The organism is Mesorhizobium sp. M0522 (assembly GCF_040321085.1).
Lineage (GTDB): Bacteria > Pseudomonadota > Alphaproteobacteria > Rhizobiales > Rhizobiaceae > Mesorhizobium.
On sequence record NZ_JAMYQW010000030.1, the window covers coordinates 23000 to 40273 of the forward strand.

The 17274-nt window shown below is 61.8% G+C and carries 14 protein-coding genes and 3 pseudogenes; 10 read left to right on the top strand and 7 right to left on the bottom strand.

Features of this window, described 5'->3' with window-relative positions; translation table 11 throughout:
* Positions 1-321: 321 nt before the first annotated feature.
* A pseudogene (locus NKI58_RS25990) lies at positions 322-696 on the bottom strand (transposase); the annotation flags it as partial.
* Between the two features lie 133 nt (positions 697-829).
* Positions 830-2575, bottom strand: a complete 1746-nt coding sequence (locus tag NKI58_RS25995) for an adenylate/guanylate cyclase domain-containing protein (protein ID WP_352595132.1) — start codon at positions 2573-2575, stop codon at positions 830-832.
* A 656-nt stretch (positions 2576-3231) separates the two neighbouring features.
* Between NKI58_RS25995 and NKI58_RS26000 the strand changes: the two genes are divergently transcribed.
* Positions 3232-3381 carry a hypothetical protein gene (locus NKI58_RS26000; protein WP_502897605.1) on the top strand — a complete coding sequence of 50 codons (150 nt, stop codon included), beginning with the start codon at positions 3232-3234 and terminating at the stop codon, positions 3379-3381.
* An 82-nt stretch (positions 3382-3463) separates the two neighbouring features.
* Here the strand turns inward: NKI58_RS26000 and soxR are convergent, their stop codons facing one another.
* Entirely contained in the window at positions 3464-3898 is a 435-nt protein-coding gene (gene soxR, locus NKI58_RS26005) for a redox-sensitive transcriptional activator SoxR (protein WP_352458231.1), read from the bottom strand.
* 85 nt (positions 3899-3983) lie between these two features.
* On the opposite strand from soxR, the gene NKI58_RS26010 reads away from it, so the two are divergent.
* The 8 genes and pseudogenes from NKI58_RS26010 (at position 3984) to NKI58_RS26045 (ending at position 13274) form a co-directional block, all read left to right on the top strand.
* A complete protein-coding gene (locus tag NKI58_RS26010) occupies positions 3984-4706 on the top strand; it encodes an SDR family NAD(P)-dependent oxidoreductase (RefSeq protein WP_352625753.1) in 723 nt (240 codons plus the stop codon).
* On the top strand, positions 4703-5797 hold the full coding sequence (locus NKI58_RS26015; RefSeq protein ID WP_352785701.1) for an S-adenosylmethionine:tRNA ribosyltransferase-isomerase: 1095 nt from the start codon (positions 4703-4705) through the stop codon (positions 5795-5797). The genes NKI58_RS26010 and NKI58_RS26015 overlap by 4 nt, the downstream gene beginning before the upstream one ends.
* A gap of 284 nt (positions 5798-6081) precedes the next feature.
* Positions 6082-7824 (top strand): adenylate/guanylate cyclase domain-containing protein, encoded by a 1743-nt coding sequence (locus NKI58_RS26020; protein WP_352625632.1) that lies wholly within the window; start codon positions 6082-6084, stop codon positions 7822-7824.
* A 378-nt stretch (positions 7825-8202) separates the two neighbouring features.
* Positions 8203-9920 (top strand): annotated as a pseudogene (locus NKI58_RS26025) (adenylate/guanylate cyclase domain-containing protein).
* A 252-nt stretch (positions 9921-10172) separates the two neighbouring features.
* Positions 10173-10767, top strand: a pseudogene (locus tag NKI58_RS26030) (tyrosine-type recombinase/integrase).
* Positions 10768-11095: 328 nt separating this feature from the next.
* On the top strand, positions 11096-12451 hold the full coding sequence (locus tag NKI58_RS26035) for a selenium-binding family protein (RefSeq protein ID WP_352595773.1): 1356 nt from the start codon (positions 11096-11098) through the stop codon (positions 12449-12451).
* Entirely contained in the window at positions 12448-12819 is a 372-nt protein-coding gene (locus NKI58_RS26040; RefSeq protein ID WP_352625634.1) for a 2Fe-2S iron-sulfur cluster-binding protein, read from the top strand. Before NKI58_RS26035 ends, NKI58_RS26040 begins: the two co-directional genes overlap by 4 nt.
* 5 nt (positions 12820-12824) lie before the next feature.
* A complete protein-coding gene (locus NKI58_RS26045; protein ID WP_352595804.1) occupies positions 12825-13274 on the top strand; it encodes a CoA-binding protein in 450 nt (149 codons plus the stop codon).
* Positions 13275-13328: 54 nt separating this feature from the next.
* Here NKI58_RS26045 and NKI58_RS26050 read toward each other — a convergent pair whose 3' ends face one another.
* The 4 genes from NKI58_RS26050 to NKI58_RS26065 all read right to left on the bottom strand — a co-directional run bounded on the left by NKI58_RS26050 (position 13329) and on the right by NKI58_RS26065 (position 16949).
* A complete protein-coding gene (locus NKI58_RS26050) occupies positions 13329-14561 on the bottom strand; it encodes an NAD(P)-binding domain-containing protein (RefSeq protein ID WP_352595779.1) in 1233 nt (410 codons plus the stop codon).
* Between the two features lie 59 nt (positions 14562-14620).
* Entirely contained in the window at positions 14621-15178 is a 558-nt protein-coding gene (locus tag NKI58_RS26055; RefSeq protein ID WP_292664767.1) for an OsmC family protein, read from the bottom strand.
* Between the two features lie 443 nt (positions 15179-15621).
* A complete protein-coding gene (locus tag NKI58_RS26060) occupies positions 15622-15999 on the bottom strand; it encodes a VOC family protein (RefSeq protein ID WP_352595782.1) in 378 nt (125 codons plus the stop codon).
* A 23-nt stretch (positions 16000-16022) separates the two neighbouring features.
* Positions 16023-16949 (bottom strand): sulfurtransferase, encoded by a 927-nt coding sequence (locus NKI58_RS26065; RefSeq protein WP_352595784.1) that lies wholly within the window; start codon positions 16947-16949, stop codon positions 16023-16025.
* On the opposite strand from NKI58_RS26065, the gene NKI58_RS26070 reads away from it, so the two are divergent.
* Positions 16948-17250, top strand: coding sequence for a PadR family transcriptional regulator (locus NKI58_RS26070; RefSeq protein WP_352595787.1), 303 nt, complete (start codon positions 16948-16950; stop codon positions 17248-17250). The genes NKI58_RS26065 and NKI58_RS26070 overlap by 2 nt on opposite strands.
* Positions 17251-17274: the final 24 nt, after the last annotated feature.

Genomic DNA, 17274 nt, shown 5'->3' on the forward strand with positions numbered 1-17274 from the left:
TCATCGGCTTGATTAATGCCAGCGCGGGCCGGCGCTTCCGCAATGCCGCGCCGCTCGCCGTCAACTGCAGAAATGGGACAGTCGTCATCAGGACAGGTCAGCTCGTCGCTGCTCGACTCCGCGATCGAGAGGAGAAACGCCGGAAGTGGCGGTTAGCTCAAGCCAGGATGGAGCGACCCGGCGCCCGCAGGTCAAATCCTGCTGTCGCAACGATTAGGAGGGCCCGACAATCTACCTTGATCGCAACGCCACGGTAGTCAACACGATAGCTGACGCCGCGAAAGCGCTGGAACAACCATGGCCATACATGGGCAGGCAAGGGACGTTGTGGAGGCGTTTCGTCAGGAAGTGGGTGGCGCCCATGCGGGCCTTGATCGTGCCGAAGGGATGCTCGACCGTCTCGCGCCTTGTCCGCATGGCGTCGGGATTGGCGTTGAGCCGGCGCTGGACCTCCTCCACGACATGCTCGCGCTCCCATCGGGTGATCCGGCGCTCCTTGGACGGCGTGCATTGCCGCTTGATCGGGCAGGCCGCGCAAGCTGCGGTCGACCAGTAGCGACGCAGCGTCATGCCATTCTCGACGTTGCTGTAGTGGTAGGTCAGCAACGCTCCGGACGGGCAGCGATAGACATCCTGATCAGGTAGATAGGCGAAGTCCTGCTTGCTGAACCGTCCGTCGGCCTTCGCGCCGGCTGTTCACAGCTGCTCTACGCGCTCAGTTCTCGACAAGCCGGCCAGAGAACTATCCTTCCAGAAGCGACGCGGGATCAAGGGACGTCGCCTGGCCAGACGTGACGCGCAGGAGAGGGCATCTTTGCAAACGCGACGATCACTCCGGCACGCCGGAGATGCCCAGCGCCTCGACGTAACGCTCGGCGAACACCTTGTCCCGCCACGGGTTGATCTGTCTCTGCAGGGTGAGCGTGTAGGTCGGGAACGCCTCCATCAGCCGCCGCGCCGCCGCCTGCGCTTCGTCCAGCCGGTTGAGTTTGACCAGCGCCATGATCACCACCCGGTGCGAGGAGCCGTAATTCGGCATCTCGCGCAGCGCTCGTTCTCCCCAAACCAGCGCTTCCTCGTAGCGTTCGAGCATCAGGTAGCTCATCCCGATGCCGGAGAGCGCGATGCCCTTCTCGGGGTCGACCGGACTCAGCCGCATTGCCCTGTGGAAGTGCTCGATCGCGACGAGGGGGTGGCCGGAATGGGCGTTCACCCAGCCGCTGCCCGTATGGCCCTGCGCCGAATTGGGGTTAAGGAGCAGGGACCGTTCGATCGTGTCCAGCGCCGTCTCGTAATCCTTGGCGCTGTAGGCGATTACCTGCGCGGCGAAACGCAAGCTTGTCGGGTCGTCTCGCGCGTCCGCCAGCACCTCGCGAGCCATGCGCACGGCGACGCGGATATCGTCGGGCTCGTGCCAGCACTGACTCACCGACAGGCTGCGGATATAGGCACCGAGTGCCTTCGCCAGGGTGAAGCCTGGGTCGATGCTGAGCGCCTCGTTGGTGAGCCGGCGCACGTCGGCGAAGCCTTCGCGCGTCATGCTGTAGAAGCGCGGCAGCGCACGAAGGTAGAGGTCGTAGGCACCGATGTAGTCGGTCGGCTTCATGCGCGCCTGCTTGATCTCCTGCAGCCGGATGCTCGGTTCGACAGCGCCGACGACGCTCTCGGTCACCTTGTCCTGCAGGTCGAAGATATCGCTCACGTCGCCCTCGAAGCGGTCGGCCCAGACATGATGTCCGCTGATCGCGTCCACCAACTGCCCACTGATGCGCACCCGCGATCCTGCTCTGCGGATGCTGCCTTCGAGCACGTAGCGGACGCCCAGCTCGCGCCCGACCTGGCGAAGGTCCACCGCCCGGCCCTTGTAGGTGAAGGACGAGTTGCGCGCGATCACGAAGAAGGAGTCCACCCGGCTCAATCCCGTGATGATGTCCTCCACCAGCCCGTCGGCGAAGTATTCCTGATCGGGATCGCCGCTCATGTTGGTAAAAGGCAGAACCGCGATCGAGGGTTTCGCGGGCAGCGGAGGCGGTGCAGCCACCGAGGCACCGGCGTCGGTCTCGACGCGGTAGGCGCGCACAGGCCGCTCGATGTTCTTGAGGCGCAGGTCGCCGAGCGGCGTGAAGCCGCAGTCGAGCTTGCCCTGAAGGTGGTCGTAGGCGGTGCCTGAGACGACCACGGTGCCGGGGTCGGCGATGCTGTCGAGGCGGGCGGCGATGTTGACCCCGTCGCCGTAGAGGTCGCCGTCCTCCTCGCAGACCACGTCGCCGAGATTGATGCCGATGCGGAAGCGAATCCGCTCTTCCTCGGGCATCTCCGCCTCGTGTTCTGCCAGGGCCTGCTGGATCGCCATCGCCGAGGCCACCGCGTTGACGACGCTCGCGAACTCACACAGCATGCCGTCGCCGGTGAGCTTGACGATCCGACCCCGGTGCTCAGAGACCAGCGGTTCGAGGAGGTCCTTGCGGTAGATCTTCAGCCGCTCGAGCGTGCCGCGCTCGTCGCGCTCCGTCAGGCGCGAATAGCCGACCACGTCGCAAACCATGATCGCTGCGAGGTGGCGCTGCGTGGTCATTGCACCGCTCAGCCAAGCGCCTGCACGCGGGCCGCCCCGCGTCCATGTCCTGCCAACTTCCAGACGCCCCACGTGCATGGTATCCGTCTCTCCCAGTCGCCGCCCGTCGCCGATACAGAACGGAAAACGCAGCTCGACCTTGCCTTCACGAGATTTCGCTATCCCGCTTGCCAGGCGTGGAGCGTTCCAGTCGCCGCGCTAACAGCCAACCGGCGACACGCCCACGCAGCCTCTGGGGACGCTGACACGCCAATCCCAGAAGGCCGGAGATATTTGCTGCCCTTGGTAACCGGTTGACGCCACCGTCGCGGTGCTTTTGTCACCGCGATGTAACAGCGAGATGGCCCTACGAACGCGCGCATCGGGCATCACACCAGACGTTCGCGCTTAGAGGTGCTGAGGTCGGAAAGTGGCGCGTTCTTCCGCTTGGCGAACGCGTAACAATGACTCTCGTTGCTGCCGTTTAGTCGCAAAATCCCAAAGCCCGGATCGGGTGACGGCATCTACTGTTCCGAGACACCGGCCGCGCGGTGCGAGGCCATGTCTGCGGCCATCCGCTCGACATCCCTACGGAACTGCGTTCTAAACCAGGACGTGATGGTGAACGTTGGCCGCGCCGCGACAAGCTGCGCCGCCCCGTCCGACGAGCTTCTTCGATGCGCCCCGCCTGCTCCTGGATCATCATGATGTATTGGCATGGCGCGACCCCAACTACGGCAATGTCGCATATTGCTATTCAGGAATCACTCGATTGCAAGGCCGTCGAGCGGATGGAGAAAGTCAGCGACGAACAATACCGCCGCTGAACCTTACCGGGGCCGCACCGTCTCGCACTTGGCGAAGTCTTGCGCTGCCGAGTTCTGCAATAGTGACAGGCACGCTGCCAACTCACCCCAGCCAATACCTCGGCCCCGGCCCCTTGCGTCCTGCCATATCGGCAGGGTTCGCAAGGCTACACCGGTCGATCGACAGGCAGCCGCAACCGATGCACTCGGTAAGCCCCGACCTCAGGCGCTGCAACTCGGCGATGCGCTGGTCGATGCGCTTGGTCCACTGGCTTGACAACCGCGACCAATCCCGACGCGACGGCACGCGATCGGCTGGCAACTTGGCCAGCTCGGCGCCGATCTCCTCGAGCGTCAGCCCAATTCGCTGCGCGAAGACGATGAAGGCGATCCGGCGCAGCACGGATCGCGGATAGCGTCGGTGTCCCGAGCCGGCCCGCTCGGACCCGATCAGCCCGCGCTCCTCGTAGAAGCGCAGGGCCGATGAGGCGACGCCGCTGCGCCGTGACACGTCGGTGATGGTCAGCATGGAATCCATGCATGAACGAAAGCACAATTCCCGCTTGACTTCAAGTTAACTTGAACTTGTAGCAAGAGGCATACGGATTAAAGGAGCACTGGCAATGCAGACGAATATCGAACTTCAGGGACTTCGCGTGGCAGTCACGGGCGGCACGTCCGGCCTCGGACTGGCGCTTGTGCGGCAGCTTGCCGCACAGGGTGCGTGCGTCGCCTTCGTCGCCCGGACCGCCGCGAATGTCGAACGCATCGCCGATGAGACGGGCGCGCACGGCATTGTCGGCGACGTCGGCAAGAAGGCGGACATCTACCCGATCGCGTTGCAGGTTACTGCCAGCCTCGGCGGGCTCGATGTCCTGATCAACAATGCGTCGAGCCTCGGCCCTGTCCCTCTGGCGCTCCTCGCCGATACCGAGTGCGAGGAGCTGGAAATGGCGCTCGCGGTCAATCTCGTCGGCGCCTTCCGGCTGACGAAAGCCCTGTTCGGTGCGCTTGCCGCGTCCGCACGCGAGGGCCGCGGCGCGCTGGTCATCAACATTTCCAGCGACGCCGCGGTGAACGCCTATCCCGGCTGGGGAGCATACGGCGCGAGCAAGGCCGCTCTTGCCCATCTGACGGCGATTTGGGACGAGGAGGCGAAAGCAGACGGCATCCGGTTCCTCGCGCTTGACCCCGGCGATATGGACACCCCACTGCACGCGCTCGCGATCCCTGATGCTGATCCGGCGACCTTGAAGCGCCCCGAGCAGGCAGCTGCCGAGATCATCAAAAAGATGCTCGACGCGTTGCCGGTCCGCTCTACCCTTCTGGCCGGAGCACATGGATGATTGCCGCCGATCGTCCCGATCGGCGCTCCGCCAGGCTGTTCGTCGTCGAGGCGGACGGCACGATGCGCGACCTGCCGCGAGCTGGACTCGCGACGCTGTTCAACCCCGGCGATCTGGTCGTCGCCAATGACGCCGCGACCTTGCCTGCCAGCTTGCACGGCACGCATGTCCCAAGCGGCGAGGCGATCGAGATCCGCCTGGCGGGCTGGCTGTCACTTCCCGATCCAACCCGTTTCGTGGCGATTGCCTTCGGCTCGGGCGATTACCGCACGCGCACGGAAGACCGGCTGCCTCCACCTCCGCTGTCACCAGGCGATCGCCTCCGGCTCGGCTCGCTTGACACCGTCGTCGAGCGCCTTCTCGACCATCCACGCCTTCTCGAGTTGCACTTCCCAGGCAACCGCGCAGCGGTGCTTGCAGAACTGGCGCAGCTCGGCCGGCCGATCCAATACGCGCATGTTCCCGAGCCGTTGGCACTGTGGGATGTTTGGACGAAGATTGCCGCCGGGCCGGTCGCGTTCGAGGCGCCGTCGGCAGGCTTCGCGCTCGACTGGCGCACGCTCCAAGCCTGGCGTCGGCACGACGTTGGCTTTGCAACACTCACGCATGCTGCGGGCGTCTCTTCTACCGGCGATCCCGCGCTCGACTCGCGCCTTCCCTTCGACGAGCCATACCGCATCCCTGGGCGCACCGCGGCGCAGGTCGCGCGGGCGAAGCTGCGCGGCAGCCGCATCATTGCGATCGGCACGAGCGTAGTGCGCGCACTTGAGGCAGCCGCCAATCCCGGCGGCAATGTGCGTGCCGGAAATGGCATTGCGACAGGGCGCATCGCGCGGGGCACGCGGCTTCGCGTGGTCGATGCGATTCTCACGGGCGTCCACCAGCCAGGCGAAAGCCATTTCGAGCTCCTGCGCGCCTTTGCCGACGATGCTCTGCTCGCCAAGGCCTCCGCAGCCTTCATCGCGTATCGATACCGCGCGCATGAATTCGGCGATTCCATGCTGCTCAATCGCCAACCGCCGCTTCTATCGCGCGAACGGAACCGTGCCGAGGTGCTCCAGACGAAGCCTCTACTCGAGGCGTGGCTATGATGTCGGCAGGTTCGGTGGCATTCCGGCCACACCGCGAACGCCAGCTTCGGAGAAGCGCCGGAAAGGTCGGCAATTGGCGCGATCGAGGCGATGCGGACTTCGCCTACTCAGCAGTTGCCAGCTCGCGTCAAACGGCTTGGTTGGGTGGCAGTCGGTCATCCGCGTCGGCCTTCGGAAGGAGCAGATCGCCGCCGTGCCACGCCACGTCCCGCAGGTGAACTATTCCCAGATTCACGACCCGTCGTATGCTATCCTTGGCCGATTGGTCTGCTTGAGGAGAATTCTTGGAGAGAAGGCTCGCAGCCATCCTGGCGGCTGACGTGGTTGGCTACTCGGCGCTCATGGAGAGTGACGAGGCAGGGACCTTTGAGCGTCTCAGAGCGATACGCACGGAACTGTTTGAGCCCAAAATAGCGGAACGACACGGACGCATATTCAAGCTCATGGGCGACGGACTGCTCGCCGAGTTCTCCAGCGTGGTGGATGCGGTCGAGTGCGCGGTGGCGCTGCAGAGTAGCTTGGTCGAGCGCAACGCGGATTCCGTCGCGAACGATCGCATTGAGGTGAGAATAGGCATCAATCTCGGCGAAGTAATTGTCGAGGGCGAGGATCGCTACGGCGACGGCGTCAACATCGCAGCGCGCCTGCAGCAACTAGCGGAGCCTGGCGGCATCTACATCTCCGGTAAGGTTGCTCGCGAAGTCGAAAGGAAGCTTCCCTTTGGCTTCGAATCGATGGGCGAGCAGCATGTCAAGAACATCGCTGAACCGCTCCCGGTCTATCGCGTTCTTCGCCAGCGGTTCGTCGCCGACATGCAACAGCTCAGATCGCCTTCGTTGCCCAACAAGCCGTCCATCGCCGTGCTGCCGTTCACCAACATGAGCGGTGATCCCGAGCAGGAGTATTTCACGGACGGGCTGGTGGAGGACCTCATCACTGGCCTGTCGAAGATACCCGGTCTGTTCGTCATCGCGCGGAACTCCACTTTCGCCTACAAGGGCAGAACGCTCGATATCCGGCAGGTCGCAAGAGAGCTTGGCGTCCGCTACGTGATGGAAGGGAGCGTGCGGCGGGCTGCCGACAGACTGCGCATAACCGCACAGCTTATCGAGGGCAAAGATGCAACCCATGTTTGGGCAGACAAGTTCGAGGGCGCGGCGGAAGACGTGTTCGACCTGCAGGACCGATTGACCGAGAGTATCGTCGGGACGCTTGAACCCACCCTGCGGCGCGCTGAGATCGACCGAGCGCGCCGCAAGCGGCCGGACAGCCTTGACGCATATGATCTCTTCCTGCGCGCCTTGCCACATGCCTACGCCAACACGCCGGCCGATACCAACGAAGCCCTGCGCCTGCTGAACGAGGTCTTGAGCCTCGACCCGAACTACGCTTCCGCACATGGCTATGCGGCCTGGGGATACGAACAGCGCTTTCTGCGCGGAGGCTTCCATCCCGAAGACAGGGCTGCCGCGCTGAAGCACGCCAACATCGCAATGGCGATCGGCGCCGACGATCCCCAGGCGCTGTCGATGGGGGCGTTCGTTCACGCCACGATTACCCATGACTACGCACGGGCCATCAGCGCTCTCGATCGAGCTTTGAAGCTAAACCGCAACTTAGCTCTGGCATACGGCTTCAGCGCGATGGTGCACATGTACAGCGAAATCTATGAACGTGCGTGCGATCACGCGTTCAAGGCACTTCGCCTCAGTCCTTTCGATCCCCTGAACTATCATTCGTATCTGGCGCTGGCCTGGGTCCACCTCTTCACTGGCCGGTATGATGACGCGGTGAACTATTCGACGCTGGCGATCCAAGTAGCGCCCGGCTTCAGCGTCCTCTATGCCAGCCTCGTCGCAGCCTATGTCAATCTCGACCGCCTGGATGCCGCACGCGCAGCCGCCTCGCGGCTGTTGGAGGTCGCGCCGGGCTGGACAAACAGCGCATTCGTGCGGATGAGCGTCGTCCGACCAGAACTCATGGAAATGCTGGCGTCGGCGCTGCGAAAGGCGGGATTGCCGGAATGACCGGGCGAAGCAAGCGCAGGCAGGAAGGGCTGTCGAGAACCATGAAGCCGGCGGCTGGCGCGCCGTCGGTGCACCGGCTAGGCGTATCGTTGCGGCGTCTGCAGAAAGTGTGCCGAGCGCGGCGAAACGATAATGGCCCGCCTGTGGGACGAGCCTCTGAATCGTGCAGCCGGGCTGCTCATCGTGCCGGATGCGGCGAAGCGGACCATAACCGACATTGCATTCCGCTGCGGCAGGAGAGCCGGAGCGTCGCGCGATCCATGGTCTCAAGAGGCGTGATCTGTGGTATCAAAGGCCGGTAAGGGCACGCCGGAGGCGCCGATCCTACCCGCCTCTGACCTGCGGCTTGCGTGTCGCGAATCCTAACTGAGGCCCAACATGGAGCGGAAGCTCGCTGCCATCCTTGCCATCGATGTTGTCGGGTACTCGGCGCTCATGGAGGCGGATGAAGCGGGCACCTTCGACCGGCTAAAACGTGGCCGCAAAGAGCTGTTCGAGCCGGAAATCGCAACACGACACGGGCGAATCTTCAAGCTTATGGGAGACGGCCTGCTGGCGGAGTTCGGCAGCGTGGTGGATGCGGTCGAATGCGCGGTCACGCTTCAACGCGGCATGGCGGAGCGTAACGCGAGCGTCGCCGAAGACCAGCGCTTCGAAGTCAGGATCGGAATCAACCTTGGAGAAGTGATCGTCGAAGGGGACGATCGCTATGGCGAGGGCGTGAACGTGGCCTCGCGCCTCCAGCAACTCGCCGAGCCCAGTGGCATCTGCGTTTCAGAGAAGGTGTCCAAGGAAGTCAGGCAGAAGCTGGCGTTTGCGTTCGAGCCTATGGGCGAGCAGCGGGTGAAGAATATAGCCGAGCCGATATACTGCTATCGCGTAACCTGCAGCTTCCGAGAGCCGCTCCGGTCGGCCGACTGGCATCGCTGGAATTGCCCGACAAGCCCTCGATCGCGGTTTTGCCTTTCACTAACATGAGCAACGATCCGGAGCAGGAAACCTTTGTCGACGGCTTGACCGAAGACCTGATCACCGACCTATCTCGCTGCGCCGGCCTCTTCGTTATCGCGCGCAACTCGACCTTTGCTTACAAGGGGCGGTCGGTCGATGTGCGTTTGGCCGCGCGTGATCTTGGGGTGCGCTATGTGGTTGAAGGCAGCGCCCGGCGCGCCGCGGGGCGCGTGCGCGTTAATGCGCAGCTGATCGAGGCAATCGGCGGCGATCATATCTGGGCCGAGCGCTATGACAGCAGCCTCGAGGACATCTTTGCAGTGCAGGATGAGGTCACGGCCAAGATCGTCGAAGCCCTAGTCGGCCGATTGGCCGGACGGCCGGCGCGCAAACGGCCGACGAGTCTCGAAGCCTATGACCTCTGCGTGCAAGCGCGCGGCGTCAGTTTTCAGACCGGGTTAGGCGCGCGGGAAGCGCGCATGCTCCTGGAAAAGGCGATTGGTCTCGATCCCGACTATGCCGAAGCACATAGCTGGCTGGCCCTCAATCTTTGGCTCGGCTGGCTGTTCTGGGACGAGCCGAAGGAAGCCAACCAGCCTCGCTCGCTCGCGGAAGCGCAGCGGGCAGTGGCGCTCGACCCTAACGATGCCGGGAACCGCTGGGTGCTGGGCATCATACTTGGTCACGAACGGCGTTTCGCGGAATCGGATGCTGAGTTCGAGGCGACCTTCAAGCTCGATCCCAATCATGCCGATGCCTGGGCGATGCGCTCGGATCTCATCACCTTGAGGGGCGACGCGGTCAAAGGCGTCGAATTCGTGAAGCGGGCATTGCGGCTCAATCCGCGCCCACCGGGGTGGTATTATTGGATGGCGGGCCAAGCCTACTATGCGCTCGGCGACTATCAATCCGCGGTCGAGGCTTTACGCAAGCCGGAAACCTACCGCACCACGTCGCGGCGCATGCTAGCGGCAGCCCTCGCGCAGCTCGGGCGCCAGGATGAAGCCCATCAGGAGGCGGAATTCTTCATGATGAGCAATCCCCATTTCAGCATCAGGCACTGGGCAACATCGCAGCAATTCGACGACGAGGAATTGCTCCAGCGCTTCGTCGAAGGCTACCACAAGGCTGGCCTTCCCGACTAAAGGGCGCATCGCTTTGGATCGCCTACTTGCTCTCGTCAGACATAGGCTTGTTTTGGTTGTGAGGGCGATGACCGTGGGTTCCGATCAATGTCCGTTAAGGGCGGGTTGTGCCCCATTGTGAAGGTGCACTTCATCGGCACCGACAACCAACAACTTTCAAACCGATCCTTTGTAGCGCTTCCAGGTGAGACGCTAGAATTCGCGGGCTCACGTCGAGCGCTGCGGCTGCGGAGGGCGGCATGGAGAAGAACCATGCCCAGCTGGAACAGAGGCCACATTGTCGGTCAGAAGCCTCCTCTCAAGCCGTGCGAGGTCTGGAGCATTAGAACACGACTGCAGGTGTCAGGCGCGGCACGTGATCTGGCACTGGTCAATTTTGCCATAGACAGCAAACTTCGATGCTGTGACCTCGTCACGATCACGGTCGGCGACGTCGCACTATCCGGCACGTTTCGCGACCGGGCGGTAATCGTCCAGCGCAAGACCGGACGGCCAGTACAATTCGAGATCACGGAGCAGACTCGAGCTGCCATCAGCGCCGGGATAGGTCGTCGCGGTCCCGTCGAAGGAGAGTATCTGTTTCCAAGTCGCATGAGGCCGAAACCGCAGTTGTCGACCAGACAGTACGGAGATTGTCGACAAATGGGTTTCCAGCGTCGGGCTCGATCCCAGGCGATACCGAACTCATTCGATGAGGGGTACGAAAGCCGCGCAGATCTACACGAAGACGGGAAACATTCGCGCGGTGCAACTGCTCCTGGGCCATACGAAGCTTGAGAGCACGGTTCGCAATCTTGGCATCGAAGTGGACGACGCTTTGGCGATCTCTGAACAGATCGACCTGTGAAATGAACCTGCGACAACGGACAGAGCGACGCGGGCTGGAAGCGTCGCTTTGTGACCCTTTCGAGACCTTCCAGAGTCGAATTCTCTTCTTGGAAGCCGACATTGGCCGGAACCAGCATTCGTGATCCATTGCAGACCTTTGTGTCCATCACTCGGAACGACCGCAAATTGATCTAAAAGCCGCTTCCTATAGTCCAGCCGCCTCGCAGTCCTGTCTCCCGCCAGCCAACCCGGCGACGCTTACCCCGGCGGTAGCGCCAACGCCACGCATGCACTAATGTCTCAGCCCCTGGGCTGGCCAGTGACCTGTTCAAATTAGGGAAGTACCCGTGACCGAACATTGCTGTGGACCGGGCTATGCTTCTCCCGCCGAGGCCACGAGGGCACCCCGCGAAAAGTTGCTCTATACGATTGCTATCTACACTGGCACGGGCATTCAGAAGCCAGACTATTTGTGTACCATTGATGTCGACCCGGAGAGTTCGACCTACAGCCAAGTGATTTCACGTTTGCAAATGCCGGGTATTGGCGATGAGCTTCATCACATGGGCTGGAATGCCTGTTCGTCGTGCCATGGCGATGCGAGCATGGAGCGCAAGTATCTGATCGTGCCCGGTGTGCGCTCGACCAATCTCCATATTGTTGATTGCGGTACCGATCCCCGCAATCCGACACTGTTCAAGGTGATAGAGGGCGCCGAAATCAAAGCCAGAACCAACCTGTCGGCACCGCACACAGTGCATTGCCTTGGTTCGGAGATCATCATCTCAATGCTTGGCGACGCTCAAGGCAACGCGCCAGGCGGTTATTTGAAACTCAACAAGGAGTTCGAGATTGTCGGCCGTTGGGAAAACTCCATGGGCAGGATCAAGTTTGGTTATGATTTCTGGTACCAGCCGCGACACAACGTAATGGTCAGCTCGGAGTGGGCCGCGCCTAACACTTTCATGCCTGGTTTCGACCTTGAGGAGGTGGGCCACCTGAAGTATGGCCGAGAGATCCATTTCTGGGATTTTGAGAAGAAGGAACCAAAGCAAACATTCTATCTCGGTGAAGATGGCTTGATCCCGCTGGAAGTGCGATTCCATCATAATCCCGACAGCAGTCACGGCTTTGTTGGCGCGGCCCTTTCCGCAAACATTATCCACTGGTGGAAGGATGCAGCGGGTGACTGGCAATGGGAAAAAATCGTGGATGTCGAAAATGAGCCGCATCCCGAATGGCCCATTCCGATACCGGGCGTTATCTCAGTCATTCTGCTCAGCATGGACGATCGATACCTCTATTTATGCAACTGGTTGCATGGCGACATCCGTCAGTATGATATCTCGGACCCCCACAACGCCAAGCTTACCGGACAAGTGTGGATGGGCGGACTTCTCGGACGTGCGCCTGAGGTTAATGGCGTGAAAGTGACTGGCGGGCCGCAGATGATACAGCTCAGCCTCGACGGCAAGCGCCTTTATGTGACGACCTCGCTCTTCTCGACCTGGGACAATCAGTTCTATCCGGAAATCCGCACCAATGGCGGATGCATGCTGATGGTCAATTGCGATACGGAAAACGGCGGCATGGAAATTGATCCGCGATTTGTCGTCGATTTTGGCAAGGAACCAAATGGACCAAGCCGCTGCCACGAAACCCGTTATCCCGGCGGTGATTGCACGAGTGACATCTGGGTATGACCAACTTCACCATCACTCTCGTCAATCAAGGCGGTGCGGCCTTTGACGTCGATCGCCGGAAGCCCCTCTTGCAAAGCTTGCGCGAGCAGGGCGTGGACCTGCCCTACGGGTGCAAGTATGGCGGCTGCATAAGCTGTGCGGCCAAGATAATCAGCGGCAAAGTCAATCAAAAAGCGCAGCGGGCGCTGAACAACCGCCAGATCACCAATGGCTATATAATCCTCTGCGTTGCCCGCCCTATGAGCGACTGCACGCTGGAAGTCGGCGTTGAAAGCCACGACAAGCTCTATCGCAACCCCTTCCTTGACCCCTTGGCCGCTCATGAATTGAAAGCCGATATTGCGACCCCGTTGGAAGCAAAGAAATGACCCACATGAATCATGATGAGCCCTATTCGGAGGCTTATCTGCAAAACATTCTGAAATCGGTCAAAACCATCGCGATGGTGGGGGCCAGCCCCGACAAGACCAAGTTTTCCTATGGCGTACTCAGGGTTCTGCACGAAACCGGCTATGACATGATCCCGGTTAATCCCACTCCCGGTCTGGATGAAATTCGAGGGCTCAAGGTGTACGCGTCACTGGCGGCCATCGACCGGCCTGTGGATATGGTGGAGGTTTTTCGCCGCTCCGAAGATCTGTTGGAAGTTGCACAGGAAGCCATCGCAATTGGTGCCAAGGTTCTGTGGAGTCAGATTGGGGTGCGCGACGACGCTGCCGCCCTGTTGGCGGAGGAAGCGGGTTTGAAAGTTGTGATGAACCGCTGTCCCAAGATTGAGTTGTTCCGCCCCTTCTGGAAGCCGAAGTTGCACTTGGGAATATGATTGCAGAGTCACGGAATTCGGCGTTGTCGCGGTAGCTGACCTGTTCCCTTGGCCTTAGACGTTGATTGATTTTTGCCTGAGGTAAGATGCCAGATGGTCGCTGAGATCACGCGCGTCGTCGCCGGCGCCGTCGATCAGCGCAGACTTGCGGCGGCGCAGAAACTGCATCCCCATCAGGTACATGCCCGGATGTTCCGCAACGCCGCCGTCGTGACGGAGGTGGCCCTTGCGGTCGAGGACCGGCAGCTCCAGCCAGGAGTAGTCCGGCTTGTAGCCAGTGGCCCAGATGATCGTCCTGATCGCGCCTCCGGTAAGGTCGAGGCCGAGCGGCGGGTTGTCCTCGACACGGGTCGGCGGCAGGCGATCCGGCGGCCCGACCGCAGCGTCAAGGCCGTTGGCGCGCGCCCATTCGTCGATGAGGTCGAGCAGCCGGGCCATCTTGAGATCGGAAAGCGCGCACATGTTGCGCAACGACCCCGCAAACTGGGCCTTGCCGTCTTCCGTGATGCCAGCGAGACGGCCAACGAGCCTGACGCCGAGGTCGACCAGCGCATTGAGGTCGAGGGTGGTGCGATCGGGAGTGCCGGCAAGCTGCAGCGAAGGAACCCGTCGCGCCCGCCTGATGTCGTCTACCTCGTCGTAGCGCTCGTCGAGCACGCCGGCGGCGTCCATCCACCACTCCAGGTCCTTGCCGCGATAGACGCGCGGCGCCCGGATGTGCTCGCCCACCGACAGGGTTACTTGACGCCCCGAACGCTGCAGCTCCTGTGCGATCTGGGTGCCGCTCGACGAGGCGCCCACCACCATCACGCCGCCGTCGGCGACCTGAGCCGGATTGCGATAGGACTGTGCCGTCAGCATGGCGACCGACGGCGGCACGCGGACGGCCAAATCGGGCAGGCGTGCGATGTTGCACGCGCCCGACGCCAGCACGACAGTTCGGCAGCGCCACTCGCCGTGGTCCGTGCGCACGACATATCCTGCCCCGTCGCTGCGAACCGAGGTAACGGTCGTGTGTGTTCTGACTGGAGCCGCGATCGCCTTGGCATAGTTCCCGAGGAAGTCGATCACTTCAGGCATCGTCCGGTAGCCGTCGGGGTCGTCACCATCATAGCGGAAGCCCGGCAGCCGGCTCTGCCAGTTCGGGGTGAGCAGCCGCAGCGAATCCCATCGCTCGGTGCGCCAGGTATGGGCGATCTCGCCGCGCTCCAGCAGAACATGGTCGATAGAGCGCTCCGCGAGGCAGCGGCTCATCGCGAGCCCCGCGTGCCCTGCGCCGACGATCACTGTGGTGACGGAACTAATCGCGCCCTCTCATCAGGAGAGTCTACGGCTCGAAGCGCCTTTCAATTCACCACGACCGTGACATTCGTCGGATTGGTTACAATGTCATAGACAGCCGACCGCTTCTGTGACTGAGCGACGAGAGCCTCGATGTCCTCGCGCTTGGCGTCGGCGTCGATGTTGTACTTCACCGTGATGCCGCTGAAGCCGTTGCGGACGTCGCTGTCGATGCCGAGTATGCCCGCAATATCCATGTCGCCTTCGATGGTCGCCTTCACCGACTTCAACTGGATGTTCCGGTTCTGGGCAACCGCGGCGATGCCGGCTGTCAGGCAACTCGCCAGCCCGACCAGCACGTATTCGACAGGCGTGGCGCCCTGATCCAAGGAAGCAAAGACCTCCGGATGGTCGGCATCGAATGCGAAGGTGGTCTTGCGATGCTGGTCCTGGCCGAGACCGTAGAAACTCTCGACCGTCGAGTGGCTGTGGGTGCCATCCTTCCATTCGCAGGCCGCGCGCCACTTGAACTGCGCGGCCTCCGGGGCGTTGGTAAGCGCTTCGCGTGCGCCGAGCAGCGCCTCGACGTTAACGCCATTGTTTGCCTGTACTTCGGAAGCCATAGTTATCCTCCCTACTTTGCACTGGCTTAAAAACCCGACCCATCCCACCGACCTCCTGATCAGATTTCACCATGACTTGACATGCTATGGGTAGCGAAGCGTTTCTTCAAGTTGTTTCCGCAGAGGCAAGGTCGTCCCTCGTGTGCCGAGTTGCGTCTTGCAGGTCAAGGATGCCCTGTGTCGGTCGGCGTTGGTTCGGCATCCAGGTGTCGGAATCGTGATGCATTTTCTTGAAGGGCCGGCAAGCTCAGTCGACTGCAATCCCGCCGAGCGATCTTTGGCGCTGCGAACAGCTGTTTCGCTGTCGCGAACGGGCAATCCAAAGCTGCGAAGTTAATTTCGGCTTTTGGCGCGTCCCGCTGGTTCAAACATCCCCCCTCGAGAACACCTCTAAATGAGCGTCGAATGACTCGGTTGGGTGGAAAGCGGTCCTTGGTCGACGGTCAGCGACGGGCCGGCTGAAATAGCTCGACGACGTTGCCGGAGGGGTCGACCAGTAGGATCTGAGACCCGCCGGGCCCGGTCACAATGTCGTTGCGGAACTGCACACCGGCCGTACGCAGCCGCGCCACCTCGGCGGCAAGATCGTCGACGATGAGATGAATGCGACCAGCCGCCGGGCCCAGGTTTCTCGCATCGGGCATCGGTCGCGCGGCAGAGCTTATCGGCCCGCTGAGCAGCAGCCGTAGCGACCCAAGCGTGACGTCGGCGAATGCAGGGGCTTGGTTGGAAAGGAGTCTAAAGCCGAGATGGCGGGTGTACCAGGCGACGGCGGCCTCGACGTCATCGACTAGATAGCGAACATTGCTTGCAGATGACATGCCTGCCTCACGAGGTCGGTGCTCTATAATTCCGATATGATCGGGCAGCTCTCATCCTTGGCCCAGTCCGAGAAGCTGAGATAGTAAACCCTCACATCCGGAAAGCCCGCACGGACTGCCGCGACCGCAGCCAACGCCGCACGGCCGCCGCCGTCGCAATGCGTAACAACGTGCTCGCCGGGCCGGAAGCCGGCAGCGTCGATCAACCGATGCAGATCCTCCGGCGACTTCAGCTGCTTCCCTTGCAGCAGGTCCGCATGGGAAAGCAGGCGTGCGCCGGGAAGATGTCCACCGCGAGCGTTGCTCCTGAGGTCCTTGCCGTCGAATTCCGCTCTCGTGCGCGCATCGAAGATAGTGGTCTCGCCATCCAACTCGTCCTTTAGCTCATCGCGCTCCACGAGCCCGACCTCGCCGGAACCCGGCGCAGCTTTGAACGGCCTTCCTGTGAAAGTTTCCAGCGGAAGCGGGAGCGCAATGCCGGCCTCAGACAGGACGGGCCAACCACCATTGAGGATGTGGGCCTTTGCACCGAAAAACTGGAGAATAAACCAGACGCGCGCCGCCTCCGTCATGCGGCCATCATCGACCACGACCGCCGTTGTGATCGCGCAAACGCCAAGCTCGCCGATCTGTCGTTCCCAGAAGGCGGTGCTGGCGAAGGATGTTTCGCTTCTCTTCGCAGCCTCCACCCAGGCTTCGATGGGAACCCGCACTGCGCCGGCGGCATGGTCTTTCTCGAATGCCTCGGCCTCGCGCACATCCAGCAGGAGAACATTGGAGAATTGATGCAGGGTTGCGACCTCGATGACGGGGTCGTTTGGCATGTGCGTTCTGCCCGCGAAAAATCGTTCCTGCAGTTTAGGGCTTGTCTGCGCCGAGGCAACAGACGGTAACGGAAAACGATATCGTATTTCGATAGGAACGAGGAAAAATGTTCGCGAAAGGGCCATGGAACATCGCGACCTGCTGTCAGGACTGATGCGGCTGCACATCCTGCATCATGCGGACGAGCACGAGATCTATGGCCAGTGGATGATCGACGAGCTTGCCAGCCACGGCTACCGGCTCTCGCCGGGAACGCTCTACCCGATGCTGCACAAGATGGAGCGTGACGGGTATCTAGTCTCCCGCGAGGAACGGGCGGGCCGGTCGGTACGAAAACTTTACCGCGCGACCGACAGGGGCCGCGAAGGCTTGGCTGTCGCAAAGGAACGGGTCCGGGAATTCACCGGCGAGGCCATGAAACCATGAATGACAGTCTGCACCGAAGCGCAA